Source organism: Clostridium sp. 19966 (assembly GCF_032335695.1).
Classification (GTDB): domain Bacteria; phylum Bacillota; class Clostridia; order Clostridiales; family Clostridiaceae; genus JACTOJ01.
This window is the reverse complement of record NZ_JACTOJ010000012.1, coordinates 12,947-39,566: the sequence shown is the minus strand read 5'-3', so window position 1 is coordinate 39,566 and position 26,620 is coordinate 12,947. Positions and strand designations below refer to the sequence as shown.

Below are 26,620 nucleotides of genomic sequence, written 5' to 3'. Positions count from 1 at the left end.
AATAGCTATGTTAAAATTATATTTTATTAAATTATATCAACAATAATCTATATATTAAAGATAATAACTCTTATTTTTTGTACCTTACTTTTTACTTATAATTTGAAAATTACAAATTTAAAGCTGCTATTTATGTCATATGCCAATAAAAACATATGGAAAACTCTGAAAATGGAAGAAAACTTATTGAGATTGGTTATAAATTGTGAAATTTTCGGCTATTATAATATTGACTAAAAAGGGGCTTAGAGAGAAAATATAGTAAACAATAATTCTTATTAATTGATAATATATAGATTACAAAAATAATTATGGATAAATAAAACTTGGAGGTTAGAGGATTATGGATATTGGATTAATTGGACTTGGAAAAATGGGCTTTAATTTAGCTCTTAATATGAGAGATCATGGACATAGAGTAGTGGCTTTTAACAGAAGCCCTGAAAAGGTAAAGGAAGCAGAAGCAGAGAATATTACAGGTGCATATAGCTTGGAGGAGCTTGTACAAAAGCTTCCCGAGAAAAAGATTATATGGCTTATGGTACCAGCAGGAGCTCCTGTAGATGAGATGATAGAAAAGCTTATTCCTCTCATATCAAAGGGCGACTTGATAATAGATGGGGGAAATTCCTTCTATAAGGATACTCTAAGAAGATATGATTATTTAAAGGGACTTGGAATAAAGTTTGCAGATGTAGGAACCAGCGGCGGTACTAGCGGCGCTAGATACGGAGCTTGCACTATGTTTGGAGCAGATGATGATGTGGCTGAAATAATAGAACCACTTTTAAAGGATATAAGCGTCGAGAATGGATATCTTCATGCTGGTAGGGTTGGTTCAGGACACTTTGTAAAGATGGTTCATAATGGTGTAGAATACGGAATGATGCAGGCTATAGGAGAAGGCTTTGACATACTTGAAAACAGCAGATTCGATTTGGATTTGGAGAAGGTAGCTAAGGTTTGGAACAATGGTTCTGTAATAAGAGGCTGGCTAATGGAGCTTGCTGAGGATGCCTTCAAGAAGGATAAAAAGCTGGATGCTATAAAGGGAATAATGTATTCCTCAGGAGAAGGCTTATGGACAGTTCAGGAAGCCTTGGAGCTTAAAGTTCCTGCCCCTGTAATCACAGAATCTTTAATAATGAGATATAGATCAGAGCAGCAGGATACCTTCACTGGTAAGGTAGTAGCAGCTCTTAGAAATGGATTTGGAGGTCATGCTGTAGCCAAAAACGATAAGTAGTAGATGGTACAGTTAAGAAAGGAGGCAAAATTATGGAGCAGTTAATTCCAGCTTCAGCAATAATGGTCATATTCGGTGGCACAGGAGATTTGACTCATAGAAAACTAATGCCGTCCATATATAATCTGTACTATCAGGGTACTATTCCCAAGGACTTTGCCTTGGTTTCTGTAGGAAGAAGAGACTACACTGAGGAGGAATACAGAAACCAAGTTAAAGAATCCATCACTAAATATTCAAGATTCAAGCTGGATGAAGAAGTTTGGAGTAAGATGAGAGAAAAATTACACTATGTAAAGTTCAATTTTTCTGATGATGATGGATACACAGCTTTAAAGAAGCTTTTGGAAGGCTTTGATGCAAAGTACAATACTGGAGGAAACAGAATTTATTATTTGGCTGTATCACCTGAATATTTCGCAGTTATTGCAGATAAGTTAGATCAGCACCAAATGGCATTAGAGGATGGCAAAATAAGAAGAATAGTTATAGAAAAGCCTTTTGGAAGAGATATAAGAACGGCTTCAGAGCTTAATGAAACTATAACCAGGGTTTTCAAAGAGGAAAATACCTATAGAATAGATCATTATCTTGGAAAAGAAATGATACAGAATATAATGGTGCTTAGATTTGCTAATGTGGTCTTTGAAAATTTGTGGAATAACAAATATATAGATAACATTCAGATATCTGCAAATGAGATAGTAGGAGTGGAAAATCGAGGCGGTTACTATGAAACTGCTGGAGCCCTTAAAGATATGATACAAAACCACTTGTTTCAGCTGCTGGCACTTACAGCTATGGAGCCTCCTGCAAATTTAGATACAGAGAGCATAAGAGATGAGAAGGTTAAGCTTTTAAAATCTCTAGGGCCTGTAACAGAAGAATTTGTAGAGAAAAACGTGGTCAGAGGACAATATGAAGCAGGAAAAATGGGAATTCATGAAGTTAAAGCTTACAGACAGGAAGATAGAGTAGCAAAGGATTCTTCTATAGAAACCTTTGTGGCTATGAAGCTTCATATAAATAACTACAGGTGGGCTGGAGTACCTTTTTACTTAAGAACAGGAAAGCGAATGGACAATAAATATACTGAGATAGTAGTTCAATTTAAAGATCTGCCTAATATTTTATACACTAAGGAAAATCATTTGGAACCTAATCTTCTCATAATAAGAGTTCAGCCAAAGGAAGGAGTTATGTTCCAATTCAATGCTAAAAAGCCGGGAACTACCACTGAAATAGTTCCAGTAGCAATGGATTTTTGCCAGAATTGTCAGATGGAGAACAACTCACCAGAGGCTTATGAAAGACTTATATTTGACGTGCTTAAAGGAGATTCAACTTTATTTACAAGATGGGATGAAGTGGAGTATTCCTGGAAATTTGTTGATGATATCATAACTCTGTGGCACAAAGAAAACAGCAAGCTTCATTTATATCCTTCTGGCTCAGCAGGCCCAGAGGCAGCACATGAACTGATGAAAAAAGATAATAGAGTATGGTGGAGGATATAGCTATGAAGATATACGATATTACAATGCTTATACACAAAGGTATGCCTGTGTATAAGAATAAACCAGAGAAGAGACCAGAACTTATAAATACAGCAAATTTTGAAACTGGAAGTCATTATGAATCCAAAATTAGCATGGATATACACACGGGAACACATTTTGATGCAGCACTTCACATGGTTAAAGATGGGGATACTATTGAGAACTTTGATTTAACTAAAGGAATAACTAGGTGCAAAGTCTTTGATGTTACCCATTTAGAAGATAGAATAACTGAGGAAGATATTAAGAACTTTGATATAAAAGCTGGTGATTTCGTCATTTTCAAAACAAAGAACTCATTTGCTGAAGAGTTTGATGTAAGTTTTATCTTTATAGATAAATCTGCAGCAGCATTTCTTTCAGCTAAAGGTATAAAGGGTGTAGGAATTGATGCTCTAGGGGTAGAGCGAAGTCAGCCGGAACATGAAACTCACAAGATACTTTTCGGAAGTAACATATCCATAATAGAGGGCCTCAGCCTGAAGGATGTGCCCCAGGGAGAGTATACTCTTATAGCGCTGCCTTTGAAGATAAAGGGAGCTGAGGGTGCTCCTGCAAGAGCAGTATTAATAGAAGGAGCTTTATTTTAGCGGAAGAATAGAGCTTTTGTAGTAGTTATACTGATTTAAAAATGAGATAATCTCTTTTAAGTATTTTATACTTTAGAGATTATCTCTTATTTTTTTTCTTAAAGGTCTGCTGATATTTTTTTATTATTTCAGGATGACTGCTTATAAAATTTACAAAGTTTTCTATATGACAGAGGGTTGATTGCGAGATAGTATGCTCAATTTTCTCTGTTTCCTCCAACAAATCTTCTTGTGGAGCTCCAAGTATTGAAAGAAGAGCCTCTATGAGTTCGTGTCTTTTAAGAAGAGCTTCGCCCATATCTTCCCCGTGCTTTTGTAAAATAATAACCCCATACTTTTGATAATTAATAAGTCCTAAGTCTGAAAGCTTCTGCACCATTTTTGTGGCAGAGGGAGGCTGCACATTAAGGGCAGTAGAAAGCTCATGAACCCTTGTAAAACCATTATCTCTAGATAGTCTATAAATCATTTCAATATAATCCTCCATAGAGGCTGTTATAAGATTATTATCTTTTTTCATATATTCGTTAAAGGTATAAAAATGCTTATTATCCAATGCTTCCACCTCACTAATGGAAAATTTAAAGCTTAATTTATTATATTAAGCTTAATAAAAATAAATTACCCTAGAGTAACTTTTTTTCATCAGCCTTCATATTTTATATTAGGATAACAAATTTAGACGTGATTAAAAGAAAGGAACAGGATATGGAAGAAAATTTGATGGGTGTGATGGATGTGAATAGAGTAAGTATATTCCAGAAATCAAGAAATTTACTAAAATTCATGGGACCAGCCTTCATGGTTAGTGTGGCATATGTAGATCCAGGGAACTTTGCCACCAACATAGCAGGAGGTTCTCAGTTTAATTATAGTTTGATATGGGTAATATTGCTCAGTAATTTGATGGCTATATTTCTTCAATTTATGTCTGCAAAGCTTGGTATAGCTACAGATAAAAATCTTTGTGAAGCCTGTGCAGAAGTGTTTAGCAGAAAGGTAAACTGGTTTTTCTGGATAGTAGCTGAATTGGCAGCCATGGCCACTACCATAGCTGAATTTTTAGGAGGGGCCCTGGGATTTTATCTGCTGCTAAGAATTCCATTAACCATAGCAGGAATACTCACCGCTTTGATTACCCTCATTCTGACCTATATGCAAAAATATGGTCAAAAGCTAGTAGAAAGAAGTATTATTGCCCTTCTTTCAGTGATAAGTATAGCTTATACTGTAGAAATGTTTTTAGCTAAACCTGATTGGAATCAGGTAGCGATTCATACGGTAATGCCTCAATTTGTAAGCAGTGATGCTATACTTGTAGCAGTAGGCATGCTTGGGGCTACAGTAATGCCACATGTTATATATCTTCATTCTCAGTTAGTTCAGGAGAGAAATATCGACAAAAGCGTAGCAGCTAAAAAGAGGCATTTCAGAATGGAAAAGATAGATATAGTAGTTGCTATGAATATAGCTTTTATAATAAATGCAGCTATGGTAATTGTTTCAGCAGCAGTGTTCTACAAAAATGGCATAGCTGTAGACAGCATAGAGCAGGCTCATAAATCTCTTCAGCCACTGCTTGGCAATCTATCAAGTACAGCCTTTGGAATAGCACTTTTAGCTTCAGGCTTTTCTTCCTCTGCGGTTGGAACTATGGCAGGAGAGACAGTTATGGATGGCTTCGTAAATATAAAGTTTCCAGCTTATTTTAAAAGAATGGTAACTATGATACCAGCAATGGTAATAATTCTTTTAGGTATTAATGCCATGAAGGCTCTAGTAATAAGCCAGGTATGTTTAAGTTTTGCACTTCCTGTGGCTATAATTCCAATGCTTATAATAACCAGCAAAAAGGCTTTAATGAAAGATTTTGTTAATAGTAAGAAGGTAAAGATCATAGGAATCATAATTACTTCTACAATAGTGCTGTTAAATGTACTCCTAATATTTTCAACCTTGTTTCGGGGCTGATATGAAGGTATAATTATGCTAAGTTATGTCTTAAATAAGGGTAACCCTCATTTGGGTAAATATATTGAGAATAGAGGAGATGCAGTTGAAGTTCAGACCGTGCATAGATATTCATTCAGGTAAAGTTAAACAGATAGTTGGAGGCAGTCTAAGAGATGACGGCAAAGGCATTATAGAGAACTTTGTATCAGATAAGGACTCCTCCTACTATGCGGAAATGTTTAAAAGAGATAAGTTAATTGGCGGACATGTGATAATGCTTGGAAAAGGCAATGATGAAGAAGCACTTAAGGCTTTAAGGGCTTATAGAGGAGGGCTTCAGATAGGCGGAGGCATAAAGGATGAAAACTGCGAAATATATCTTGAAAATGGAGCCAGCCATGTTATAGTGACATCTTATGTATTTAAGGACGGAGAGATAAATTTCCATAATCTTAATAAGCTTGTAGCTAAAATCGGCAAAGAAAGGTTGGTTTTAGATTTAAGCTGCAGAGAAAAGCAAGGTGAATATTTTGTGGTTACGGACAGATGGCAAAAATTCACCAAGGTAAAGATTGAAAAGAACACTATAAAGGAGCTGGAGAGCTACTGTGATGAATTTTTGATACACGCTGTGGATGTGGAAGGCAAGAGCAGCGGTATACAGAAAAACTTAGTTAAAATTTTGGGAGAGCTCATCAGCATTCCAGCCACTTATGCAGGCGGCATAAGCAGCTTTGAAGACATGGAAGAGATAAGAACTCTTGGAAAAGGAAACATAGATTTCACCGTAGGAAGTTCTCTAGATATATTTGGTGGAAGGCTGAGCTATGATAGGGTTAAACATATTTGACTGGATATGTTTTAAAAGAAGGAAAGTCTAAAAAGCTTTCCTTTTGATATTTCCTGGGGAATATGAGGGCTTCCATATAAACCATTATTTAGCTTTGCTTATATGCTTATGCCTTGGATCTCTAACTTTAAAGTACAGTATTGCAAAAGCTGCAATTGAGGAAAGCATGGTTATAAGAAACAAATAATTATATCCGAATATATCTGCTATGGAGCCCATAGGGAGAACTATTAAGGATATTGGAATCATGATTATGCTGCTTATGGCTATATAGGCAGCTCTTTCACTGCTGCTGCAAAACTCTACTGTGATATTGCTTACGGAAACATCCCTAGCACCTTGAGCTATGGAAGCAAGCACAAATATAATATAAAAAATAGCTACATTCCCAGCCAGCATTGCAATAATAGCTCCTAAGGCGCAGGATATCATTCCAATTACAAGGTTAAGCTTATGACCTTTTTTATCACCTAGATAGCCAAGTACCAAGTTTCCAGCTACATAAGCAATGGAGGTGACAGTGGTAAATATTCCTGCATAGGAGTCTGGAAGAGAAAAATGCTTTATGGAATATACGGAATAAAATGCAGTTACAGCTATGCCTAGCTCAAAAAAAGCTCTGGATATAACGAAGCTTCTGAAATCTTTATTGCCTTTTAGTATGGATGGAATTCCCTTTACAAATAGCCAAAAATCCTCAGTGTTTTCATTAACTTCATCCTCAGGTTCCTTCAAAAATACAAAGGCTGCCCAAGAAATCATAAGAATAGCGAAGCATATAAAAAATAGAGCAGCATAATTATAAGGATAAGCTATATTGCCAATGATATAAGCAGTAAAAAAAGAACCAATTATTCCGAATAGTTGTCCTATTATAGCTCTGGCAGACATCAGTCTTCCTCTTAAGGATATAGGAGTGATTTTTGATATGAGGTCAAACCAAACCGGACCTGAAAGACCTCCAGCCACCATATAAAAAACCAGCATAAAAAGAGCAGAAAATAAAACTATATTAGGAGCCTTGCTGCCCCAAATTACAGTAACAGTTCCTAAAATAAGCCATGGAATTCTCTGAAGCAGACCAATAAAAGCTGTAAAAGGCTTTTTAACAGACAAATTCTTAACATAATGAGCAGCAAATAATTGAGGAAAGCTGCTGCCGGCAATAGTAATAAAAGGTATCAAAGAAATTAAAAAATTGTTGGCTCCCAGCTTCTTTAAAAATACAGGAAAGATAGTGTTAAAGGATATAAACACCAGCCCCAAGGAAAAAGCAGCTCCGTCCACAGAATTTAATATAAAATTGTATTTTACGTTCTTTTGTATAAATTTATCTCTTTCATCTTTGCTCATCATTTTTGCCAACCCCATCCTACCCTTCATAAAATTAAAACCTTTTCTTAAGGTATATTTTATGAAGTATGAGACATAAAAACAATTGGATTTTTTTCTATAAATAATCATGGATAAATGGAGATTTTTATAAAGCATGTGGGTCAAGCATTCATAGAAGTGCATAAAATTAATTGACTTTGAATCGTAATTATAAAATGAAGGTCTATGAAAACACACAATATTGACTATAGTATACAAATAGGAGTATATTATAAAGGTAAAGCCTAATTATAGGCTAAAAGAGAATATGCTTCCATGGCGCAGCTGGTAGCGCAACTGATTCGTAATCAGTAGGTCAGCGGTTCGATTCCGCTTGGGAGCTTAGTGATATCAAGGGTTGAAGAGATTCAACCCTTTTTGTTTTTTGTAATTGACGACGGATTGACGACGGGAAAATAAATACTTTATATTTGAAAATTTAATGTTAAAGTTGAAATGTAATTCCTTTAATTAAAACATAATATATTGGAAATTGTCACGTCCATAATTTCTATTAAGTAACTAGTAAATATCGAAAAAAGTTAAAAATAGAAGGAAATTTCGATTAATTGTAGAAATAGTAAATATGAATAATCGGGAGTGATATTATGGAAAATGATACAATAAATAGAGAGGCAAGTGATTCTGACAAAGGGAGAATATTGCAAAAATTAAGAGCCGTCGATCGACTACTTGATTTTCATTTAGAAAGTAATGATGTTATGCATTTTTTTTGTACAATTGAATATAAAGAGGATAAATACGAAAAATTCATAACAAAAGAAGGCGTATATAAAAATTATGAACAGAATAAAGATTATAAAGAGGGAACAGTCTTCACTTTTAATAGTGAAGAAGTCTACAAAACTATAACAAGTTTTTTAGACGTTTGGATTGAAGAAAAACTAAGTAAAAGTATACAGTTTGGATTTTATACTAATGCCGTTTATGGAAATGAATATAAAACTGGCATATTGAAAGATATTATGCAAGATAAAGTTGAAATTCCGCTTTTGGAATCACTGAAATTACATAATTATAAAGAAAAAGGTGTATTTAATTTATTGGTAAGAGCATGTTGTAAAGCTTATGAGAAAATATACAGTAATCATAAGGAGAAAGGAAACAGTGATATTATAAGAGAATTTTCTGATGATGATTGGGATATTTTCTTTAAGTCAATAACATGGGAATTTGATAGCATTGTTGATAATGAGCTTAAAGACAGAATAAAAACTAAAATTAGAAAGTCTCGCTATTTTGATTCAAATTTATATAATCAAGAAGAGTTTATAATGGCAAGATTGGAAAATTTGATAGAAGAAAGTCAATTTGCTTCAGATATGGCAGGAAGATTTGTACACGTTTCACAGGTAAACCAAGTATTTCTTGAAATTAGTAGAGGAGTTAATTTAAAAGTAGATAAAGCTTACGAGGATTGGGACAACCTTCCTGAGCCTACTGATAAAAGAAATATTATAGAAAAAATAAAAGCTGTTTGTCCCACTTATGGAGATAGAAATATTGGTAAAATATCAAGGCGCGTTTCAGCAGGAAGAAGTGAACATAAGAACGTAGATGAACGAGAATCTAAATCTTATCAATATAGAGTATATGAGGCTTGCGATGACGTGATTGACAAGTACCTTGTAGAAAAAAATAAAGAAATAGATGAGGATACTATTAATAATGTGTTTAAACAGCTAAAATGCTATTCAGAAGAATATTTAAAGGACAAATCTCGTGACTATAGGTATTGCTTTAAGAATAGTGATGTTTTAGAAAAAACAATATTAATATTATATGATAGTTGTTTTTTATCTTTTGAAAAGGGTGAAAATAATGGATGAAAATAGAAGTAAATCTAAAAAGCGTATAATGTTCATAGAAAGTGAAGATTATTATTTTATAACATATAATTTGCTTTTAATATTATATAAATTTAACTGCTTAAGTATTGATACTGCATTTAAATATCCTGAAAAATTAGCTTCATTAATATATTTTATATCAAATTATAAAAATATAAATTTATTTAAAATGGCTATAGATAAAAATATAATATTAAATAGTACTGATAAGGAAAGAATATTAGACATATATGCTAAATCAAAAATTATTAAAAAGGATTTACTTAGGATATTATTCGCATTAGAACGAAAAAAGATAATAAATTTAATAAAAAACGATGAAGTAATAGAAGTAAGTGTTAATATGAATTCATTAGGGAAAGATTTTTTTAAAAATAGATTGTTTAATATTGAAATGGACAATATAGATGAAATAAAAAAAATCTGGTCTAGATTAAGAACTGTGAAATATAGTACCTATTATGATAAAATTTTTAAAGAAAATGGGGTGGCGAAATGGGATTCCTAGCGATAAGAAAGGTAATGTATATTGGAGAAAAATATACATATGAATCACCATGGCTTAATAATGGATTAAATATAATTAATGGGGGAAATGGTACTGGTAAGACCACTCTAATGAATTTAATATATTTTGCATTGGGAGGATCAGTAGGAGCTTTTGATAAAAGCAGTAAAAAAAGTAAGCATACTCAAATTTGTAGTGATAAAAATAATTATGTGAAATTATTTGTAGAAATAGATAATAAAGGTTATTGCTTAACAAGATTTATATATGAAAATGATATAACTGTTCTAGCTAGTGGTGAAGCAATCGGAGTTTTTCCGGTGAATAGATATAATGATAGTTTTACATTTTCCGATTGGTTATTAGATCAATTGCATATAGAAGTGCTTGAAATATTTCAAGGAAACATAAACTGGAAATTAAATTTTTATGATTTAATGAGGCTAATTTATCATGATCAACAAGCAGATCCTAGCCCGATTTATAAGACATTAGATAATAATTTCTATTTAGCAGATTCTGAGATGTATAGAAAAGCTATTTTTGAAGTTTTAATGGGAAAATCATATGGAGAATACTATAAAAAGGTTTCTGAACTAAAGAGAAAAGAAAAGCAAAAAGAATTGAAATCAGAAGTATTAAGCTCATATAAAGTTGTTAGAAAAGAGCTATTAGATGATGAAGATGAAGTGAACAGTATATTTTTAACTGAAAAAAATAATGAGTTAAAAATACAATTAAATATGTTATATAACTATAGAAATTCTATGAGATTGGTACCTAACACTACAAAATCGACATTATCTCAATTTGAAAATCTAAATAAGGAACTTTTAATTTATCAAGAAGAATTAAATGAAATGATATATGAATATGATAGAATCATAAGAGAGAAAGATAGTATAGTAGTTTTGAAAAACGATGCATTTATAGAACTTCAACAAATAAAAAAAATTATATTTACTCAGGAAAAAATAGATGTATTTAATCCAGATGTATGTCCATATTGCTTATCAAAGGTAGAACGAAAGGAAAATCACTGTATTTGCGGAAATGAAATTAAAGAAGATGATTATCAAAAGTTTTTTTACTCAAGTAATGAATATAAAGAGATATTAAAATCAAAGCAAAAGTCTATTGTAACAATGGATATTGCAATTGAAGATTGCGACATAGAAGCAGATGAAATATATAAAAAAATAGAAGAAAAAAAAGAAAAAATCAGTAATCTAAAAGCCAAAATTATTGATAAATCTAAGGATATAAATGAATCATATTCATTTAGTAGTATTTCTGAAATAGATGATAAAATTCTAGAAATAAAAGAAAAAATACAAAAAATAGATCAAAGTATAATATTAGAAAACAAAAGGGAAAGTTTGGAGAAGGAATTAAAAAAGGTTTTATCAGAACTTGATAAACTAAAGATAGATGTAAACATTCTAGAAAGTATAGCTCAAAAGGAAATGATTGACATAAAAGAAAACTTTGGCAAAGTGTACGAAAAATATCTACGAGAAGCTGATAAAGGATGTAGAGTTGCAGCTATAAAAGATAACTATATGCCTTCAATAAATAATAATGAGTATAGAGAGAAAAGTTCACTAGTGCCAATGAGGCTGATGTATTTTTTAACTCTCTTGAAACTTTCAACACAATTACAGACAAATTATCCAAGATTATTACTTATTGATACTCCAGAAACCGCTGGAATTGATGCTGAAAACTTAATCGGATGCATAGCTAAAATAGACGAACTATTATTAAGCGAAAAAGATACTAACTTTCAAATAATTTTAACTACAGCAGAAAACAAGTATCCTAAACACTTTAAAAAGTATGTAATGGAAAATTTAACAGCAGAAAATAAGCTATTAAAATTTAATAATTAGTGTTGGATAATATACTTTAACAAAATACTTTTAATTATTACATTTTAATAAAGAATTTAGTCTGGTAACAGCATCCTTCTGCATATCAGGTAACAAATGACTATAAGTATTTAAAGTCATAGCTACAGAAGTATGCCCAAGCCTTTCGCTTACTGCTTTTACGTTGGCTCCAGCCTTTAGTAGTAATGTAGCATGGGTATGGCGTAAATCATGAAATCTTATTTTAGGTATGTCAAGCTCTTTAGAAAGGCTGCTTATGTGTCTAGCAAAATTTCTTGTTATATAGTCAGGATCATAAGGAGTTCCGTCTACGTGGGATAATACAAAGTTTTCATCATTGTAATTATCTCCGTAGGCATTTTTATTTTTTTCTTGAATGGCATTAAGCTTATTAAGTTCGGCTATAGTGCTATCCAGTAAAATAACTTTTCTTTTAGATCCAGCAGTCTTTAATGGAACTATTTCTTTTGCTCCGTCTATCATTTGTAACTGATGCCTAACATATATTATTCCATTTTCTAAGTCAACATTATCCCATTTTAAGCCGCATAGTTCCCCTCGACGCATACCAGTTGTAGCAGCTAAGAAAACTGGCATGTATAAGCTTAATCCTTTTATATTATCTAATAATAAATTTAATTGGTCTGTATCTAAAACCTGCAGCTCAGGTTTGCTCTTTCTTGGTTTATCCACCCTATCAGTAGGATTACTCTTTATAAGCTGCCATTTAACAGCTTGATTTAGTGAAGAATGTAATATTCTATGACAGTATAAAGCTGTAGTTCCTGATAATTTAAGTTCGTTTATACAGCTAGTATAGAATTTCTGTATATGAAGTGGCTTTAGCTTTTCTAATGATATTCTTCCAAGCTTAGGAAATATATAATCCTCTATTATCTGTTTATAACTTTCATATGTTTTAGGCGCCACATTAATTTTTGCATATGTATCAAGCCATTTATTTAAATATTCTTTTAAAGTGGAATTTTCTACTTCAAAATATTCTCCATTTTCAATCTCATATATCAAAGCATTTAAAGCTTTCTGACATTCAACTTTTGTTTTAAATCCTGATTTTGATTTTCTCTTACGTGTTCCTGTTAGCTCGTCAGCTTCAATATCCACAGTGAATTCCCAGTAAGAGCCTCTTTTTCTTATTGAACCGCGCATAAAATCACCTCAGTTATATATAATATACGAATATATGTTCGATGTAAAGCTAAAAAAATATATTTATGTCAGTATTTTTTGAGTCAAACAAGTTTTCATTTTTAAATATTTCTATAGATCTCTTTAGAAAATCTTCTGTGATGCCCAAGACATCTGCACACTCAGCAGTATTGTTATTATTGTGAAAAGCATGTACTATTTCTGCTGGTGTTAATAACGCATGAGCTGCCCATTTTAGTGCTAATAATTCGGCTTTATCTATTAAAACTCTATCGTTATAACAATAATATTCAGCGGTTAAGTCACCAATTGTAGTAAAATGATGACCTAATTCTTCAGCTAAAACACAGGTTAGCAGCTTCTTATCATTCATAATCTTTTTATTAATGCCTATAGCAGGTATTAAGTCAGGTTCTTTATAATAAATTCCATAAATATTTTTTTGCAGTTTTACGTATTCAATTGCTATTTCATTGTCTTCAGCAATCTTAAATAGATTATTAAGCTTGTCCATAAAATCCCCTTAAGTTAGTAATCTTTTGTATTATGAATTACAAATCATATCAAAATGAAATTTAAGCAAATTCACATCTGGCGAATCTGTTATCGGTCTAGTAAAACTTAAATTTGCAAATAAGTTTTTTATTGTAGTATCAGCTTTTGAGCCGAATATGATATCATAATTTTCATTTAATGAAAAGTAACCTTTATCAAAAAGTTTATCGTGCAAGGCACATAAGCAAATAGCGTTTTTAGGGTTTAATCTATTGCGTTCATCTATGCTCCATGGCTTGATATGACTACATACTAATAAATCATCTTTATCTATATCGCATAGTGCACACTTGTGTCCATATATATTTAATATATGTTTCCTAAGTACGTTTTGATTTAGTCGTATTCTAGTTTCAGTAGTTAATTCAGTAGAACGATTAGCTATATTAAAATTGCGAGATTTAATTGATGCTGAGATAGCTTGTTCCTCAGTTTTGTAAGCTTTAACTTTTAATAATATTTGTTTAAGCTCTCCACTACTGCTTTGTATTTCATTATCTATATCAGTATTATCTAGTATCCCTTTTTTATCTCCATTTATATTAAAATAGTGGAGAATATCCATAGATATATATCCGCCTCCATTTTGAGGAGTTGGCAGATGAAGTATATTTTTTTGAATGTCTCTATGACTTAATCCATCATATAGATAAGCTATAACTACACTTATAATTTCTTCTTCTGTAAATTTATTAATATAACGAGCCATGAAATCACCTCAGAAATAAGATTAATATAGATTATATGAAACAACTGCGTACTTCTAAAAACCAATAATTTATTTTTTCCCATATTTATGTCTAATGAATTCTTTAAATTCCTCTATTTCTTTTCTAGCTTCTTCTGGAAGATCATCTTCATAACCATCTTCGCGATGAAGTGCTACTGTTGATTCAGAATAATTTTTTATATTAGTTCTGCCAAGCAAAAAGTCAGATGATACATTAAAAAATGCAGCTAATTTAATTAGTGTTTCCATATCAGGTTCTCTTTTTCCCTGTTCATAAAATCCATATGCACTTGTAGAAATCTTTAGATATTCAGCTAAATCTTTCTGTGTTAATCCTTTTTCAGAACGTAAGAATTTTAATTGTTCACCTATCATCATGTACCACCTTACAATTTTTTAGTTTAAAATACAACTCTTTAATTGTATTATACAACGTAGAGTTGTAATAACTGATATAAACAACAAAAAGTTGAGAAAAAACTTGACAACCAACAAAACGTTGTATAATATAAAAGTATAAACAACATTATGTTGGTTAACGGAGGTGAAATATGCCTAATAAAACAAATAAAGTGTTAATATCTTTAAGGAATGAATCGAAACTTAAACAAAAAGAAGTTGCAGAAGTTATAGGAATAACAACAAGTTATTACGGGATGATAGAACAAGGAACAAGGAATCCAACTTTAGATATAGCGCATAGAATTGCAGCTTTTTATAAGAAATCGATAGAAGAAATTTTTTTTGCAAATGAATACAACAAAATGTTGGCAAACAAATTAACAAAATGTTGTTAATGGAGAATTATATTTTTAATTTAGAAAGGAGTTATTTATGAAAGTATACAAAATTTCTGATGTAGCAGAAATTCTCCAAGTGTGTGATACCACTGTAAAGAATGAAATTAGAAGAAATAAACTTAAAGCTCATAAAGTAGGCACAGATTGGAGAATACCTGAACAATTTTTACATGATTATCTCGGAGTTATTGCTAATGATGGCTTGACCGAGAAAGAAGCTCAACTTACTAAAGAAAATGCAAAGCTTAAGAATAAAATTTTAAGGCTGGAAGGAGTAATAAATTCAATCAAAAGTGATTTGATTGCTGCTGTTGATTTAAGCAGTTCAGAGATGACAACTAACTGATAGAAAGGATTGAGTTTCTTATTGACTTTATTATATCAGTAGGTCATGTAGAGTTCTATTATTCTTATTCTACAGTTAAAACTATTAAAACATTTAATTTCTACATATGGAGGATAGAAAATGTCTAGTATAGGACTGGCAATAAAGGAATCAAGAGAGATTAAACATATTACACAAGAAACCGTTGGAGCTATGGCATATTGTAGTGGAAAACTCATTTCAGCTATAGAAAGGGGAGATAGAAATATAAATCTTAGCTTACTAAAAAGTATTGCAAGCAGCATGGATGAACCAAGAATTTATATGGAAGCTGCTAATGAAATAACAGACGGAGTTTTTGGAGTACCTTGGCTTGATGGAGAATTGGTGGATTTACATAGGTCTTCAGTGAAAGAAAAATCTATTGAAGAATTTGAGGAAGCCATAAATGCTATAAAGCTTACTAGAATAAGTGATAATCCAAAGGCTTGCAAACAAGAGCAAAGAGATAGGGTCAGAAAAAGTATTCTTGAAGTAATAGATGTGTATGTAGCAGCAGCTCATTACATTGCTATCATGTGCAGAGAATATGACTTTGACATAAAGGTTTTGTTTAATGAGCAAAGGGAAAAGCTTATAGAACATGGATATTTAAAAAATGAAAAATAAAATGAACCCTCGCAAATAGGGTTCACAACAAAATATATATTAAGTTAGGTACTCGGCAAAGTACACTAACACAATTATAGCAAAGATTAAGTAGCGGTTCAAGAATACAGGAATTTTAAATTAGGAGGAGCTATTTATGGCTAAATATAGACACATATACACAAGCTTTTGGGATGACCAAAAGGTTATGGAGAACTTTACACCAGAGGATAAATACTTTTATTTATATATACTAACTAATTCACGAACTACTCAGATAGGAGTTTATAGACTTCCTAAGAAGATAATCTCCTTTGAAATGGGATGATATTCCTATGAGTCTGTAAGAAGCCTTTTAGATAGGTTTACTCACTATCACAAGCTTATTCAATACAATGATGATACCAGCGAAATAGCCATTAAAAACTGGGGGAAATTTAATCTTTCTAACTCAGGTAAGCCAATACTAGATTTAATTAAAAGCGAGCTAGTTCAAGTAGAAGATGTTTCTCTTCTGCAATTTGTAGCACAAAGCGTTAGTAACGAGGCTATTAAATCTCTTTTTATAAACTATATTGTAAGCAGAATACCTAGAGAAAATATGAATTTACCTGAGTCTATAAGTGAAAATTCAAATATACCACAGGTTAACGAAGCGTGGCACGATACGTCTTACGAACCGTCAACGCTAGGGGGACAAAATAAAAATGAAAATAAAAATAAAAAAGAAAATATAAAGAATACATATACGTCAGAAGAAACACCTGTGGATAATGTTGATAATGTGGACAACTTTTCATCACCTATGGATAAATCCATGAGTGATGTGCGTGCTAAAGTGCCTTATGAAGAAATAATTGCATTATTTAATAAGACTTGTAAGTCTTTGCCTAAAGTAATACAGAGAAGTGAAGCTAGAGATAAGGCTATTAGATCCTTATGGAAAAGGCTTAAATTCAGCGTAGAGGCAGTAGAAAAATTCTTTAAGCGTGTGGAAAACAGTGATTTTCTAACAGGTAGAGTAGGAGGATGGAACGGTAACTTTGATTGGATATTAAAGCAAAGTAACTTTATAAAAATCCAAGAAGGAAATTATGACAATAAAGCAGCATCCAAGCCTGTTTCCATAAAAGGCAATTTTAATAATTATCAGCAGCGTGATTATGACTATGATGATTTAGAAAAAAAGCTTTTAGGCTGGGAATGAGGTGAAATAGATGGATGCAGTTGATAAAGCAGTGGAATTATATTTTCAAGGTCTGTCGCTAATAGATGCTATTAATCAAGCTGGTATCAATACAGATTCATTCACAAGGCTGTTAATTAAAAGCGAAGCTATCTCATTAACAGAAGAGCCCATAAAAGAGAGTTATGGCTGGAAATATAGGCAGCTCAAAATAGTGATGTAGGGAGAGCATATCATGAAGAGTAGTAAGAAAAGTAGAGTGATAGAAGGACAAATTAGTTTTTGGGAGATAAGCGTAGAGAAGAAAGAAATTAAAGCGGAGATTGAGGAAAAGGCTAATAGCTTTAGGCAATTAAGTCAGCAGCATAAAAAGCTAGTTGATATTTATAAGCTAAAGAAAAATGTAAGAAGAATAATAAAATATTGGGGTGGTGGTCTTGGAGTTGAATTGGATTTAGGGTATGAAGTTAAAACACTTTATTTTAATGCACAAGGCAATCAGGAATTTATAATGAACAAAGATTCAGAAGTTCTTCCCATGGACAAAATAGTTTATACCAGCATAGAAGAAATGAAGCTCAGTGAAAAGCAGAAAAGAATGATAAAAGATATAGATTGTCTAAAGGAGCTTCAGGCTGAAAAAGTCTTTGTTAGAAAAGGAGATTCCAACATAACAGTTATATGCAAAGATAAGATTCAGAGTATTAATCAAAAGGGATGGATACTTGATTTTAAAAATATTGATGCCAGCTTTGACAATGAAGAGATATTTAAAGAGTTTCCGCTACAAGTTTCAAGTGAAAGTTTGCAGGATATACAAGGCAAAATAACTGTGGGAGATTATGTGGAAGCCCTTATAGGAGACAAGCTTGTATCAGGGGAGATAGTAAGGGAATATGGCATTGAAAATGCTATTTTAAATATTTCATATGACAATCATACAAAGCAGACAGCGATAGGAAGGTTCTGCGTGCAGAGATTAATAAGAAAGGCAACGGCTTAAATGAGAGAAAGGAGTGGTTTTATTGACAGATAAGGAAGTATTAAAAAGTAAAATAAATAGCAAAGTAAATGAATTAATAGAAGGAGTTTCAATGGTAGGCAATGTGAATTTCTTTGAAATTGGCATTAAATGTGTGAATGGAGATATAACTTTTAGATTGGAAAATACTTATAAGGAAAAAGTAAAATAAATGAATTAATCGGAAAAAAGTAGCAATTCCACTTGACTAATTTTATAAATATGGTATATTTACTATAAAGAATTTAGTTGAGAAGGTGTTAAAAATGTTTGAAGGAAATATACCTGATGAAGTTATGACTCCTGAGGATATTAAATTATTAATTAAGTCAATAAATGATTCTAGGCATCAATATGAGTATTGGAAAAGCCAACAAAAATTAGGGTATGAAAATGGAAAACATCTTTATAGATGGAATTATATATTTGACAATATATCTAAAAACTTTAAGAAAGAGCCATTCAAAGTTTACCATGTATCACGTGGTGCTCTATGGGAATTTGCAGTTATATACAATACAGAGTCGAAAATTCTATTTATAATTTTAAAAGAAAACAGATTTGATGGAATAAAGAATAGTAGAGACAATCTATACCATTACGTTAGAGTTCTAAATTCTAAAAACTATCATTTTCAGCGAGAAATAGAGCAACAGATTACAATGTTTGACGGCCTGCAGGTTATATCTGATGAAACTATTGATGAAGATTTGGAAAGAATGATAAGTGAAATAAAAGATGAAGTAGCTGGGTGCGTAAATATACTTTTTAAAGAAAATGTTGATGGTGTATATAGAATATCTGGAAATATATCTAATTATGAATTGAAATTATTAAAAACATACGATTGGAATGACTACATTTCTGCTAATATTGAGGAGATTGAAGATACTAAGGTTGTAGATGAAAAGATACCACCAAAGATTGAATTGAATATAAGGCAAGATAAAGTAAAACAAAAAAAACGGTTACCTATGGATGGCAAGAAGAAGAGCAGGGAAAATGATGACAGATGATAGGTGACTAATTAGGAGGTTAACATGAAAAATGTTAAGTAATTATAAAAATTTCAACGGAGCTAGACTTCAAGTAGCTAGAAAATATAGAGGAAAGACAATAACAGAATTAGCAGAAGATATTGGAGTTACAAAGCAATCTATCTCTCAATTTGAAAATGGTCAAATTTCTCCGCAATTTGATACATTAATGAAAATAACAAGTACTTTAAAGTTTCCTAGAGAGTATTTTTATGAAGAAGATACAATGGATATACAACAAGGAAATACTTATTTTAGAGCATTAAGCAAAATGTCTAAGAAAGAAGAAAATGTTCAGAAAGAAAGAACAAAAATGATTGGAAAGCTTTTTAGTTTTTTGAATGAATATATCGAGTTTCCTACTTTAAATTTACCTAAATTTGATGAAAATTCCTCAATAGAAGAAAAAGCACTATTATTGAGAAAACATTGGGGAATAGAAGAAGAGCCGATATCAGATATATTATACCTTATGGAAAAGAACGGTATAATAGTTACATCAATTTTTACTGATAGTGATAATGTAGATGCGTTTAGCCAACCACAAAGAATAAATGGAAAGAAATATTACTTTGTAGTTTTGGGAAATGATAAATGGTCAGCTACAAGAAGGCAATTTAGTGCGGCTCATGAACTTGGGCATATAATATTACACGACGATTTTATAGATTTAGAAAATATGACAAGAGAAGAACTTAGACATATTGAGAATGAGGCTCATGAGTTTGCAGCTGCCTTTCTTTTACCTAAAAATGCATTTGCTAATGATGTGAATTTATATCCAACAACTTTAAATTATTATAAGCAACTAAAAAAGAAATGGAAAACATCAATATCAGCAATGCTGGTAAGAGCAAATCGGTTAGATATATTATCATACAGTTCATACCAGACACTAATGAAAAAAATGAGTAGGTTGGGATGGAGAACTGAGGAACCGCTAGATGATACTCTTGTAATGAGTAAGCCAACTGTATTAAAAAGAGCGGTTGATATTCTTATAGACAATGATATTTTGGATGAAAAAGAATTTTTAAAGGAGCTATCATCAAGAGGGCTTACGCTACCAAGAGAAGAAATTGAGCTTTTGTTAGGGTTAGAAGAAGGAAGGCTACTTCCTAAAAAGATTGATAATAAAATAATAGAAATGCCAGTAAGAAAAATATAGAGGCTGACCGAGTAACGGAGGCACTATCCATAAAGGGTAGTGTCTTTTATTTTTGAAATTTAGGAGGAGAAACACATGAAAGAAGTAATAGAGGTATTAAAAGGATATAGAACATTAAAAGCAGAGATAATAGCTTTAGAATTGGATATAGAGGAATTACATGACGAAGAAAACTTGGGACCAGAAGCAATAAGCTACCAAGAAAGGACAGGAAAAACTTATAAATTTAGCAGTAGCACCGAGAATCAAGCTATAAATTTAATTGATAAGGTTCAGAAGCTTGAGAATGAGAAAAGAAAGAAGCAAAGAGAGATTGAAAGAATAGAAAATGCATTAAGCATATTAGATGAAAATGAAAAAGATGTTTTAGAGATGAAGCATTTAAGAGGATATAAATGGGATGTTATAACTTGCAGGTTAGATAGGAGCTATCAACAATGCAAGAGGATAGAATCAAAAGCTATAAGAAGAATAAGTAAAATGATAGTAGTAGCAAATTAATTAAAAAATATAACAATTTACTTTTTTAGACATATAAATATAGATTGATGCTTACATATATTGTATAATTAATGTAAACTTATCGAAATATATTGGTGGTGTTAATATGGATTATTCTTTGGAAGAACATCTTAAAGAAATTTGTAATAATAAAAATAAATATATGAATTTATATGCGACATGGGAATTAGATAAAAAAATATATAAAAATGCGCTTATTGCTATTATATATAATTACCCTCATTATAGTATGCATGATCATAGCCATTCGGAAACTATAATTAATAAAATAGAGATGGTACTTGGAGAATATGGCATATCTCAACTTGGGCCTACAGAAACATGGCTGATGCTTCAAGTTGCATATCTTCATGATTTCGGAATGTTGTTACAAAACACTTATATTGAAACTGAGTGGTGTAGTGCTGAATTTCAAAAATATCTATATAATTTAAAATCAGATGGCAGCAATATAAATTTGGCAGAAGCAGCAAATTATATATTAACATTAAATGAAAATATAGAAGAACTAAAGGAAAGTGATAAGTGCTGGCCTGTAAAAATAAGAAATTATGTTGTTCAAATAATATCAGAATATTTTAGAAAAAAACATGCTCAGTTAAGTAATGAATGGATTAATAATATGCAGAATTGGGACTTAGACATATCTCATAATGGATTAATTCCAGAAAGATTGTTTAATTTAGCTGGTGAAATATCTTTACTTCATGCAAAGGAGTTTAAAGATGTTTTAGAACTAAATTATTCTACAAATGGCATAGGAAATGACATTATTCATCCTAGATTAATAGCGAGCATGTTAAGACTAGGGGATTTACTAGATATTGATGATGGCAGATTTAATCCATTTGTTTCAAAAGTATTTGGAAAACTTCCTGAATTATCCGAAACTCATAGAATAAAACATAAATCAATAAAACATATACTAGTTACCCCAGAAGTCATTGAGGCTGTAGCAGATTGCAGTGATGAAGAAGTCTACAGGCAAACAAGGGATTGGTTTACTTGGATAAAAAATGAGGTTGAAAATATTTCTATAAATTGGACTCAAATAGTTCCAGCAAATTTTAATAAGGTTCCACCTAGGATTGGTAAGTTGGACGTATTATGGAATCATAAAAAAGATATAAATGAAAATATAAATCTAAAATTTGAAATTGCTCAAAAGGATGCATTTGAAATTTTAGAAGGGACTAATATATATCATAATAAGTTAGCTTTTATAAGAGAATACATACAAAATGCAATAGATGCATCAAAAATACAATTGTGGAATGACTTAAAAAATGGTCAATACAGCAATTGGATAAAAGATGATAAAATAAATCAGGAGTTAGCTCCATATGAAGTTGATGAGGCAATTTTAAAAAATTATAAAATAATTATTGATGTAAATATAAAGGAAGTAAAAATTGATGATGAAAGTGATAAGTATGATTTAATTGAATTTATTATACGGGATAGAGGGACTGGGATAAGTAAAAAAAGATTAAAATCAATTACTAATGTGGCTGTTAGTTGGGATAAAAGAAATGATTTGGAGGAAACATTTTATGATATTCCATTGTGGCTAAAACCAACGGGCACATTTGGTATAGGCATGCAATCAGCATTTTCAGTTTGTAATGAAATTCAAATTTTGACCAAATCAGATGGAGAAGAATGTAAGGAAATTAGGATTATATCAGGTAGGCAAAATGGATATATATCAGCTGTTGAGAAGAAATTGAACATGCCTAGAGGAACTCAGATAAGAATTCAGTTTGATCAGCAAAAGAAAACTACTAATGTTGAAAAATCATACAAGTATATAACAGAAGATAGTGATCCATTTAAAAGAAGGATAGATTTTAGAATTGATAATATAGTTAAGTATATAGAAAATATATATAATAAAGATAATGGAATAATACCGATTTCTGTAATGAGCCAAGATAAGGAAATATATCATAGCGATTGTTGCACAAGTATGTATTATGAATTTAAAGATAGTGCACAGGAAGGAAATTATAGATATAAATTTATATATGATAATAAATTAAATAAATTTCCTCACTGTCTAATTTATGATAGAGAAACGGTATCATTAATAAAAATAGTTTTTCCATCCATAAAAGATAGAGAATTAAGGTTTTCAGAGCCAGTTTTATTATATTATAAAGGTATTATTGTGGGGAATAATTCTCGAAGACTAAATAAAAATTTTTTGAAGATGGAATGGCATATATGGGGTTTAGCAGCAAAAGATATGTTAACAATAAGCAGGGAAAACATTAGAGAAAATTATATTGATTCATTGAATGATTATTTAAATAATTTAATTAAGTTTTCATTAATTAAATTATATAATGAAATGATTGAGAATCATGATTTACTAGATTATAAAGATATAGATTACTTAACTATAATAAGTTTGTTTAAACAATATAATATTAATTATAAAAATTTAAATATAGAAGATAAGTGTGATAATATTTTATACAGAGTATATTGTAAAGATGGCGATAAATATAAAATAAATGATATTGCAGAAAAAGATATAATAAAAGAGATAGAAAATTATTTGATATATATGCCTAGTTTCAGCAGAGAGATTTTTATTTATGTTAACGATGATACCGTCAAAAAAGCTATATGTGAAAATCTTGATAAAAATGGAGAGTTTCCTAAAAATGGTGTAATTTTTGATGGGTTTTTACCAAGAATTTTATATCATAATTATAATATTAAGATAATGAGTTATTTGCCAGCTAATGGGGAAAATTATATTTTTTATTCATTTTCGCCAAATTATGTAGAAAAGGTTACCTACAGAGATTACACAAAATATAATATTTTATTATATTTGATAACTTCTAGAAATATTAGAAGTGCTATTCCTGCAATAGAAGAATATAACTGTTTAAAAATAAAACATACAAATCAAATTGGAAACATAAAAACTCTTGGTAAAAATTATACTGAAAAATTAGATAAAATAATTTCACCAGTAAACCAAGAAGATATAGAATTTTTAATTAATAATAAACCAAGTGAGTATGATTTTATAAATTATATTACAAATAAAGAAGAGTTTGCAGAAATAGTCAACTATATATTATCACAGAGAGAAAGTAATGATTTGAAGGATGTAGAGATAAATAAAAAGAATATAAAGGAAAAATACATTGAGTTAACTAAATATATTTATCGCAGAGCTAATAAATCTCTACATAATGAATAGAAAATGTAATATAAATGTTATAAAATTGTACTGTTTTTAAGAAATAAAATTAATATAATACTATCATGAAGTAAAAGGGCTTTTGAGTAAGTCCTTTTTATTTTTTCAGTTTTAACGGTGTGTGCAACTCTTAACCCAATAAATAAGCAAGGAGATGTATATATGTTAAAACCGCCAATACCAAGAATGGGAGGCAAAAGCAAGTTAAGAAAAACCATAATTGAAATGATACCAGAGCATACCTGTTATGTGGAAATGTTCTTTGGAGCTGGATGGGTGTATTTTGGAAAAGAGCCAAGCAAGGTAGAAGTTATTAATGATATTGATAAGGAACTTATTAACTTATTTAGAATGATAAAATATCATGCTCCTGAAATAGAGAGGATGCTTGAATATGAATTCTCAGGAAGAGATATCTTTGAAGAATATAAAAACGCTAGTTTAGAGCAGCTTACTGAGATAAACAGAGCAGTTAGATTTCTATATTTAATAACTCAAAGTTTTGCAGGAAAAGGTGGCAATTATGGGTATGGAACTACTGGAATGCCTTCGCCACAAATATTTTATAAGGGTGTGCTTAATGAGCTAAAGGAAAGACTCAGAAACACCTATGTTGAAAATTTAAGTTTTGAAAAGCTATTTGAAAAGTATGATAGAAGTCATACTTTTTTCTTTTGCGATCCACCATATTTTGAAACTGCAGGTTATGGGAATGATTTTGGAGAAGAGCAGCATCTAATATTATTAGATAAGCTTAAAAATATTGAGGGAAAGTTCCTCTTAACTATTAATAATCATCCACAGGTAAAAGAGTGGTATAAGGACTTTAATATAAAAGAAGTAGAAGTAAACTACTCCATATCTAGGGAAGCTAAAGCAAGAAAGAATTATGGTGAACTTATCATTACAAACTATTAGAGGTGAAAAGCATGAGATGTACTTTTAGGACAAGGTGGGAAAATCATGAGATAGCATGCATTTGTACTTTGAAAAATAAGTGCATCCATGCTGGTAACTGTGAAGAGCTGGACTTTAGACTTAATGCTTTTGAAGGCATTAAAGGATGTATGCAGCACAGCTCGTACAAAAGGCAAAAGGGAGCTTTAAGGCAGGTGAAGCATAAATGAATTATGTGGAACCCATTAGAGATAAAAAAGAGATAGCCAGTATTTTAGCCTATGCAAGAAAAGATAATGAGAGAGATTTCATAATGCTTATGCTGGGCTTTCATACTGGCTTAAGAATTTCTGACATATTAGACCTAAAGGTTAGAGATGTTAGAAATAAAAAGAGGATAGATATTCAAGAACAAAAGACAGGAAAGTCTAAGCACTTTCTGATAAATAAGGAGCTAGGTTTATATCTAAGACAATATTGTAAAGATAAAGAATCCTATGAATATTTGATATGCAGCAGAGAAGGAATAAATAAACCTATAACAAGGCAAAGAGCTTATCAAATTATAAAAGAAATAGGTGGAATGTTTGGTCTTGAAGAGTTAGGCTGCCACTCCTTAAGAAAAAGTTTTGGATATCATCACTATATGCAGTATAAAGATGTGGTACTACTGCAGAAGATTTTTAACCACAGTAAACCAGAAATAACGCTAAGGTATATAGGAATTGAACAAAAAGCCATTGATGATAGTATAGAAGGTTTGAGCTTTCTATAGCTTTTTTTTAGCCTATAAATTTAACATATTGAGGGTATGTAAAACTAATAATTTCAAACAGGGTTTTAATATGCCTGTGATTTAGTTTTAAAGCCTTATGGCGAGGTTTTTAATGAGTTTAACAGTTTATGTATTAAGTAAAATACGTGACTTTTTTGAGGGGTGTTGAAGTGCCTAAAAACATATGCAATTTTAACGGTTGTCATCAAATAATTAAGGGCAATGAAATCTACTGTGAGCAGCATAAAAGGTCAGCAGATGAAAACCAAAAAGAAAGACATAGGATTTATAAATCCAAACGTACCGATAAAAAATATCAAGTATTCTATTCTTCCAAAGAATGGATACAGTTAAAAAGATTTATAAAGCAAAAATATAAAGGTATATGTTTGTGGTCTTACTTTATAAATGGAATAATTATTCCAGCAGATGTTGACCACCATATAATTCCAGTTAAAGATGATTGGGATTTCAGACTGAATATTTACAACATTATTCCACTATGCAATTCTGTTCATGAAAAGGTACATAAATTGTATGAATTTGATAAGGAAAAAACGCAGTCAACACTAAGAAAATTAATAAATAGGTGGAACAATTTTGAAAGGGGTGATTCACATGAAAGCTCATGAATACTTGACTTAGGGGTAGGGGGTATCAAAAAGTTTAGAGCAAGCGACGCAGGTCGCAAGCCCTCAGCCGTACAAGCTTTTTTCGGTT

30 protein-coding genes and 1 tRNA gene are annotated in these 26,620 nt (G+C 31.1%); 25 read left to right on the top strand and 6 right to left on the bottom strand.

Translation table 11 applies throughout. From position 1 onward, the window contains the following. Positions 1-343 precede the first annotated feature (343 nt). Genes gnd through IAI10_RS13360 form a run of 3 tightly spaced genes read left to right on the top strand, consistent with a single transcriptional unit; the run spans position 344 to position 3,395 of the window. On the top strand, positions 344-1,246 hold the full coding sequence (gnd, locus tag IAI10_RS13370) for a phosphogluconate dehydrogenase (NAD(+)-dependent, decarboxylating) (protein WP_315673781.1): 903 nt from the start codon (positions 344-346) through the stop codon (positions 1,244-1,246). 32 nt (positions 1,247-1,278) lie between these two features. Further along, the gene (zwf, locus tag IAI10_RS13365) at positions 1,279-2,763 is read left to right on the top strand and encodes a glucose-6-phosphate dehydrogenase (protein WP_315673780.1); all 1,485 of its coding nucleotides are present in this window, start codon (positions 1,279-1,281) and stop codon (positions 2,761-2,763) included. Between the two features lie 2 nt (positions 2,764-2,765). Continuing rightward, complete coding sequence (locus IAI10_RS13360; RefSeq protein ID WP_315673779.1) at positions 2,766-3,395, top strand: cyclase family protein; 630 nt, start codon at positions 2,766-2,768, stop codon at positions 3,393-3,395. A 79-nt stretch (positions 3,396-3,474) separates the two neighbouring features. On the opposite strand, the gene IAI10_RS13355 is transcribed toward IAI10_RS13360, so the two are convergent. Then, a complete protein-coding gene (locus IAI10_RS13355; RefSeq protein ID WP_396334391.1) occupies positions 3,475-3,960 on the bottom strand; it encodes a metal-dependent transcriptional regulator in 486 nt (161 codons plus the stop codon). Between the two features lie 143 nt (positions 3,961-4,103). Here IAI10_RS13355 and IAI10_RS13350 point away from each other — a divergent pair, with 143 nt between their 5' ends. Together IAI10_RS13350 and hisA are read left to right on the top strand one after the other, a co-directional pair. Next, positions 4,104-5,366: an Nramp family divalent metal transporter gene (locus tag IAI10_RS13350; protein WP_396334394.1), complete on the top strand. Its 1,263-nt coding sequence runs from the start codon at positions 4,104-4,106 to the stop codon at positions 5,364-5,366. A gap of 79 nt (positions 5,367-5,445) precedes the next feature. Further along, positions 5,446-6,198: a phosphoribosylformimino-5-aminoimidazole carboxamide ribotide isomerase gene (hisA, locus tag IAI10_RS13345; RefSeq protein ID WP_396334393.1), complete on the top strand. Its 753-nt coding sequence runs from the start codon at positions 5,446-5,448 to the stop codon at positions 6,196-6,198. A gap of 84 nt (positions 6,199-6,282) precedes the next feature. On the opposite strand, the gene IAI10_RS13340 is transcribed toward hisA, so the two are convergent. Beyond that, entirely contained in the window at positions 6,283-7,554 is a 1,272-nt protein-coding gene (locus tag IAI10_RS13340) for an MFS transporter (RefSeq protein ID WP_315673776.1), read from the bottom strand. Positions 7,555-7,842: 288 nt separating this feature from the next. Between IAI10_RS13340 and IAI10_RS13335 the strand changes: the two genes are divergently transcribed. The 4 genes from IAI10_RS13335 (at position 7,843) to IAI10_RS13320 (ending at position 11,843) form a co-directional block, all read left to right on the top strand. Then, positions 7,843-7,915: transfer RNA gene (locus tag IAI10_RS13335), tRNA-Thr, on the top strand. Positions 7,916-8,180: 265 nt separating this feature from the next. Then, complete coding sequence (locus IAI10_RS13330; protein WP_315673775.1) at positions 8,181-9,422, top strand: hypothetical protein; 1,242 nt, start codon at positions 8,181-8,183, stop codon at positions 9,420-9,422. Continuing rightward, on the top strand, positions 9,415-9,951 hold the full coding sequence (locus IAI10_RS13325; RefSeq protein WP_315673774.1) for a hypothetical protein: 537 nt from the start codon (positions 9,415-9,417) through the stop codon (positions 9,949-9,951). Before IAI10_RS13330 ends, IAI10_RS13325 begins: the two co-directional genes overlap by 8 nt. After that, positions 9,939-11,843 carry a hypothetical protein gene (locus IAI10_RS13320; protein WP_315673773.1) on the top strand — a complete coding sequence of 635 codons (1,905 nt, stop codon included), beginning with the start codon at positions 9,939-9,941 and terminating at the stop codon, positions 11,841-11,843. The genes IAI10_RS13325 and IAI10_RS13320 overlap by 13 nt, the downstream gene beginning before the upstream one ends. Positions 11,844-11,873: 30 nt before the next feature. On the opposite strand, the gene IAI10_RS13315 is transcribed toward IAI10_RS13320, so the two are convergent. The 4 genes from IAI10_RS13315 to IAI10_RS13300 all read right to left on the bottom strand — a co-directional run bounded on the left by IAI10_RS13315 (position 11,874) and on the right by IAI10_RS13300 (position 14,673). Continuing rightward, positions 11,874-13,013 carry a site-specific integrase gene (locus tag IAI10_RS13315; protein ID WP_315673772.1) on the bottom strand — a complete coding sequence of 380 codons (1,140 nt, stop codon included), beginning with the start codon at positions 13,011-13,013 and terminating at the stop codon, positions 11,874-11,876. Between the two features lie 49 nt (positions 13,014-13,062). Next, positions 13,063-13,527, bottom strand: coding sequence for a hypothetical protein (locus tag IAI10_RS13310; RefSeq protein WP_315673771.1), 465 nt, complete (start codon positions 13,525-13,527; stop codon positions 13,063-13,065). A 30-nt stretch (positions 13,528-13,557) separates the two neighbouring features. Beyond that, a complete protein-coding gene (locus tag IAI10_RS13305; RefSeq protein WP_315673770.1) occupies positions 13,558-14,277 on the bottom strand; it encodes an HNH endonuclease in 720 nt (239 codons plus the stop codon). A 69-nt stretch (positions 14,278-14,346) separates the two neighbouring features. Further along, complete coding sequence (locus IAI10_RS13300) at positions 14,347-14,673, bottom strand: helix-turn-helix transcriptional regulator (protein ID WP_315673769.1); 327 nt, start codon at positions 14,671-14,673, stop codon at positions 14,347-14,349. Positions 14,674-14,849: 176 nt separating this feature from the next. Here IAI10_RS13300 and IAI10_RS13295 point away from each other — a divergent pair, with 176 nt between their 5' ends. The 16 genes from IAI10_RS13295 to IAI10_RS13220 all read left to right on the top strand — a co-directional run bounded on the left by IAI10_RS13295 (position 14,850) and on the right by IAI10_RS13220 (position 26,532). Then, positions 14,850-15,095: a helix-turn-helix transcriptional regulator gene (locus IAI10_RS13295; protein ID WP_315673768.1), complete on the top strand. Its 246-nt coding sequence runs from the start codon at positions 14,850-14,852 to the stop codon at positions 15,093-15,095. 37 nt (positions 15,096-15,132) lie between these two features. Beyond that, positions 15,133-15,444: a helix-turn-helix domain-containing protein gene (locus tag IAI10_RS13290; protein WP_315673767.1), complete on the top strand. Its 312-nt coding sequence runs from the start codon at positions 15,133-15,135 to the stop codon at positions 15,442-15,444. A 120-nt stretch (positions 15,445-15,564) separates the two neighbouring features. Next, entirely contained in the window at positions 15,565-16,092 is a 528-nt protein-coding gene (locus IAI10_RS13285) for a helix-turn-helix transcriptional regulator (protein ID WP_315673766.1), read from the top strand. 136 nt (positions 16,093-16,228) lie between these two features. Beyond that, positions 16,229-16,399: a hypothetical protein gene (locus IAI10_RS13280; RefSeq protein WP_315673765.1), complete on the top strand. Its 171-nt coding sequence runs from the start codon at positions 16,229-16,231 to the stop codon at positions 16,397-16,399. Between the two features lie 273 nt (positions 16,400-16,672). Next, entirely contained in the window at positions 16,673-17,278 is a 606-nt protein-coding gene (locus IAI10_RS13275) for a hypothetical protein (RefSeq protein WP_315673764.1), read from the top strand. Positions 17,279-17,288: 10 nt separating this feature from the next. After that, positions 17,289-17,480: a hypothetical protein gene (locus IAI10_RS13270; RefSeq protein WP_315673763.1), complete on the top strand. Its 192-nt coding sequence runs from the start codon at positions 17,289-17,291 to the stop codon at positions 17,478-17,480. A gap of 12 nt (positions 17,481-17,492) precedes the next feature. After that, entirely contained in the window at positions 17,493-18,260 is a 768-nt protein-coding gene (locus tag IAI10_RS13265) for a hypothetical protein (RefSeq protein WP_315673762.1), read from the top strand. A 22-nt stretch (positions 18,261-18,282) separates the two neighbouring features. Further along, positions 18,283-18,450 (top strand): hypothetical protein, encoded by a 168-nt coding sequence (locus IAI10_RS13260; RefSeq protein ID WP_315673761.1) that lies wholly within the window; start codon positions 18,283-18,285, stop codon positions 18,448-18,450. A 94-nt stretch (positions 18,451-18,544) separates the two neighbouring features. Then, positions 18,545-19,294: a DUF5986 family protein gene (locus IAI10_RS13255; protein ID WP_315673760.1), complete on the top strand. Its 750-nt coding sequence runs from the start codon at positions 18,545-18,547 to the stop codon at positions 19,292-19,294. A gap of 31 nt (positions 19,295-19,325) precedes the next feature. Continuing rightward, the gene (locus IAI10_RS13250) at positions 19,326-20,483 is read left to right on the top strand and encodes an XRE family transcriptional regulator (RefSeq protein WP_315673759.1); all 1,158 of its coding nucleotides are present in this window, start codon (positions 19,326-19,328) and stop codon (positions 20,481-20,483) included. A gap of 75 nt (positions 20,484-20,558) precedes the next feature. Continuing rightward, the gene (locus IAI10_RS13245; protein WP_315673758.1) at positions 20,559-20,984 is read left to right on the top strand and encodes a hypothetical protein; all 426 of its coding nucleotides are present in this window, start codon (positions 20,559-20,561) and stop codon (positions 20,982-20,984) included. Between the two features lie 106 nt (positions 20,985-21,090). Further along, on the top strand, positions 21,091-24,228 hold the full coding sequence (locus IAI10_RS13240) for an ATP-binding protein (RefSeq protein WP_315673757.1): 3,138 nt from the start codon (positions 21,091-21,093) through the stop codon (positions 24,226-24,228). 162 nt (positions 24,229-24,390) lie between these two features. Continuing rightward, complete coding sequence (locus IAI10_RS13235) at positions 24,391-25,146, top strand: DNA adenine methylase (RefSeq protein WP_315673756.1); 756 nt, start codon at positions 24,391-24,393, stop codon at positions 25,144-25,146. A gap of 11 nt (positions 25,147-25,157) precedes the next feature. Continuing rightward, positions 25,158-25,355, top strand: coding sequence for a hypothetical protein (locus IAI10_RS13230; RefSeq protein WP_315673755.1), 198 nt, complete (start codon positions 25,158-25,160; stop codon positions 25,353-25,355). Beyond that, a complete protein-coding gene (locus IAI10_RS13225; RefSeq protein ID WP_315673754.1) occupies positions 25,352-25,900 on the top strand; it encodes a site-specific integrase in 549 nt (182 codons plus the stop codon). The genes IAI10_RS13230 and IAI10_RS13225 overlap by 4 nt, the downstream gene beginning before the upstream one ends. A gap of 170 nt (positions 25,901-26,070) precedes the next feature. Next, positions 26,071-26,532, top strand: a complete 462-nt coding sequence (locus IAI10_RS13220) for an HNH endonuclease (RefSeq protein WP_315673753.1) — start codon at positions 26,071-26,073, stop codon at positions 26,530-26,532. Positions 26,533-26,620: the final 88 nt, after the last annotated feature.

What these genes read in the sequence shown, in the direction of transcription:
- IAI10_RS13280 (WP_315673765.1), top strand. Translation starts at nt 16,229, where the DNA reads ATGGCTAAATATAGACACATATACACAAGCTTTTGGGATGACCAAAAG.
- IAI10_RS13300 (WP_315673769.1), bottom strand. Translation starts at nt 14,673, where the DNA reads ATGATAGGTGAACAATTAAAATTCTTACGTTCTGAAAAAGGATTAACA.
- IAI10_RS13290 (WP_315673767.1), top strand. Translation starts at nt 15,133, where the DNA reads ATGAAAGTATACAAAATTTCTGATGTAGCAGAAATTCTCCAAGTGTGT.
- IAI10_RS13340 (WP_315673776.1), bottom strand. Translation starts at nt 7,554, where the DNA reads ATGATGAGCAAAGATGAAAGAGATAAATTTATACAAAAGAACGTAAAA.
- IAI10_RS13320 (WP_315673773.1), top strand. Translation starts at nt 9,939, where the DNA reads ATGGGATTCCTAGCGATAAGAAAGGTAATGTATATTGGAGAAAAATAT.
- IAI10_RS13230 (WP_315673755.1), top strand. Translation starts at nt 25,158, where the DNA reads ATGAGATGTACTTTTAGGACAAGGTGGGAAAATCATGAGATAGCATGC.
- IAI10_RS13310 (WP_315673771.1), bottom strand. Translation starts at nt 13,527, where the DNA reads ATGGACAAGCTTAATAATCTATTTAAGATTGCTGAAGACAATGAAATA.
- zwf (WP_315673780.1), top strand. Translation starts at nt 1,279, where the DNA reads ATGGAGCAGTTAATTCCAGCTTCAGCAATAATGGTCATATTCGGTGGC.
- IAI10_RS13240 (WP_315673757.1), top strand. Translation starts at nt 21,091, where the DNA reads ATGGATTATTCTTTGGAAGAACATCTTAAAGAAATTTGTAATAATAAA.
- IAI10_RS13235 (WP_315673756.1), top strand. Translation starts at nt 24,391, where the DNA reads ATGTTAAAACCGCCAATACCAAGAATGGGAGGCAAAAGCAAGTTAAGA.
- IAI10_RS13360 (WP_315673779.1), top strand. Translation starts at nt 2,766, where the DNA reads ATGAAGATATACGATATTACAATGCTTATACACAAAGGTATGCCTGTG.
- IAI10_RS13330 (WP_315673775.1), top strand. Translation starts at nt 8,181, where the DNA reads ATGGAAAATGATACAATAAATAGAGAGGCAAGTGATTCTGACAAAGGG.
- IAI10_RS13245 (WP_315673758.1), top strand. Translation starts at nt 20,559, where the DNA reads ATGAAAGAAGTAATAGAGGTATTAAAAGGATATAGAACATTAAAAGCA.
- IAI10_RS13275 (WP_315673764.1), top strand. Translation starts at nt 16,673, where the DNA reads ATGAATTTACCTGAGTCTATAAGTGAAAATTCAAATATACCACAGGTT.
- IAI10_RS13350 (WP_396334394.1), top strand. Translation starts at nt 4,104, where the DNA reads ATGGAAGAAAATTTGATGGGTGTGATGGATGTGAATAGAGTAAGTATA.
- IAI10_RS13265 (WP_315673762.1), top strand. Translation starts at nt 17,493, where the DNA reads ATGAAGAGTAGTAAGAAAAGTAGAGTGATAGAAGGACAAATTAGTTTT.
- IAI10_RS13270 (WP_315673763.1), top strand. Translation starts at nt 17,289, where the DNA reads ATGGATGCAGTTGATAAAGCAGTGGAATTATATTTTCAAGGTCTGTCG.
- hisA (WP_396334393.1), top strand. Translation starts at nt 5,446, where the DNA reads ATGCAGTTGAAGTTCAGACCGTGCATAGATATTCATTCAGGTAAAGTT.
- IAI10_RS13255 (WP_315673760.1), top strand. Translation starts at nt 18,545, where the DNA reads ATGTTTGAAGGAAATATACCTGATGAAGTTATGACTCCTGAGGATATT.
- IAI10_RS13325 (WP_315673774.1), top strand. Translation starts at nt 9,415, where the DNA reads ATGGATGAAAATAGAAGTAAATCTAAAAAGCGTATAATGTTCATAGAA.
- IAI10_RS13315 (WP_315673772.1), bottom strand. Translation starts at nt 13,013, where the DNA reads ATGCGCGGTTCAATAAGAAAAAGAGGCTCTTACTGGGAATTCACTGTG.
- IAI10_RS13250 (WP_315673759.1), top strand. Translation starts at nt 19,326, where the DNA reads ATGTTAAGTAATTATAAAAATTTCAACGGAGCTAGACTTCAAGTAGCT.
- gnd (WP_315673781.1), top strand. Translation starts at nt 344, where the DNA reads ATGGATATTGGATTAATTGGACTTGGAAAAATGGGCTTTAATTTAGCT.
- IAI10_RS13285 (WP_315673766.1), top strand. Translation starts at nt 15,565, where the DNA reads ATGTCTAGTATAGGACTGGCAATAAAGGAATCAAGAGAGATTAAACAT.
- IAI10_RS13225 (WP_315673754.1), top strand. Translation starts at nt 25,352, where the DNA reads ATGAATTATGTGGAACCCATTAGAGATAAAAAAGAGATAGCCAGTATT.
- IAI10_RS13305 (WP_315673770.1), bottom strand. Translation starts at nt 14,277, where the DNA reads ATGGCTCGTTATATTAATAAATTTACAGAAGAAGAAATTATAAGTGTA.
- IAI10_RS13295 (WP_315673768.1), top strand. Translation starts at nt 14,850, where the DNA reads ATGCCTAATAAAACAAATAAAGTGTTAATATCTTTAAGGAATGAATCG.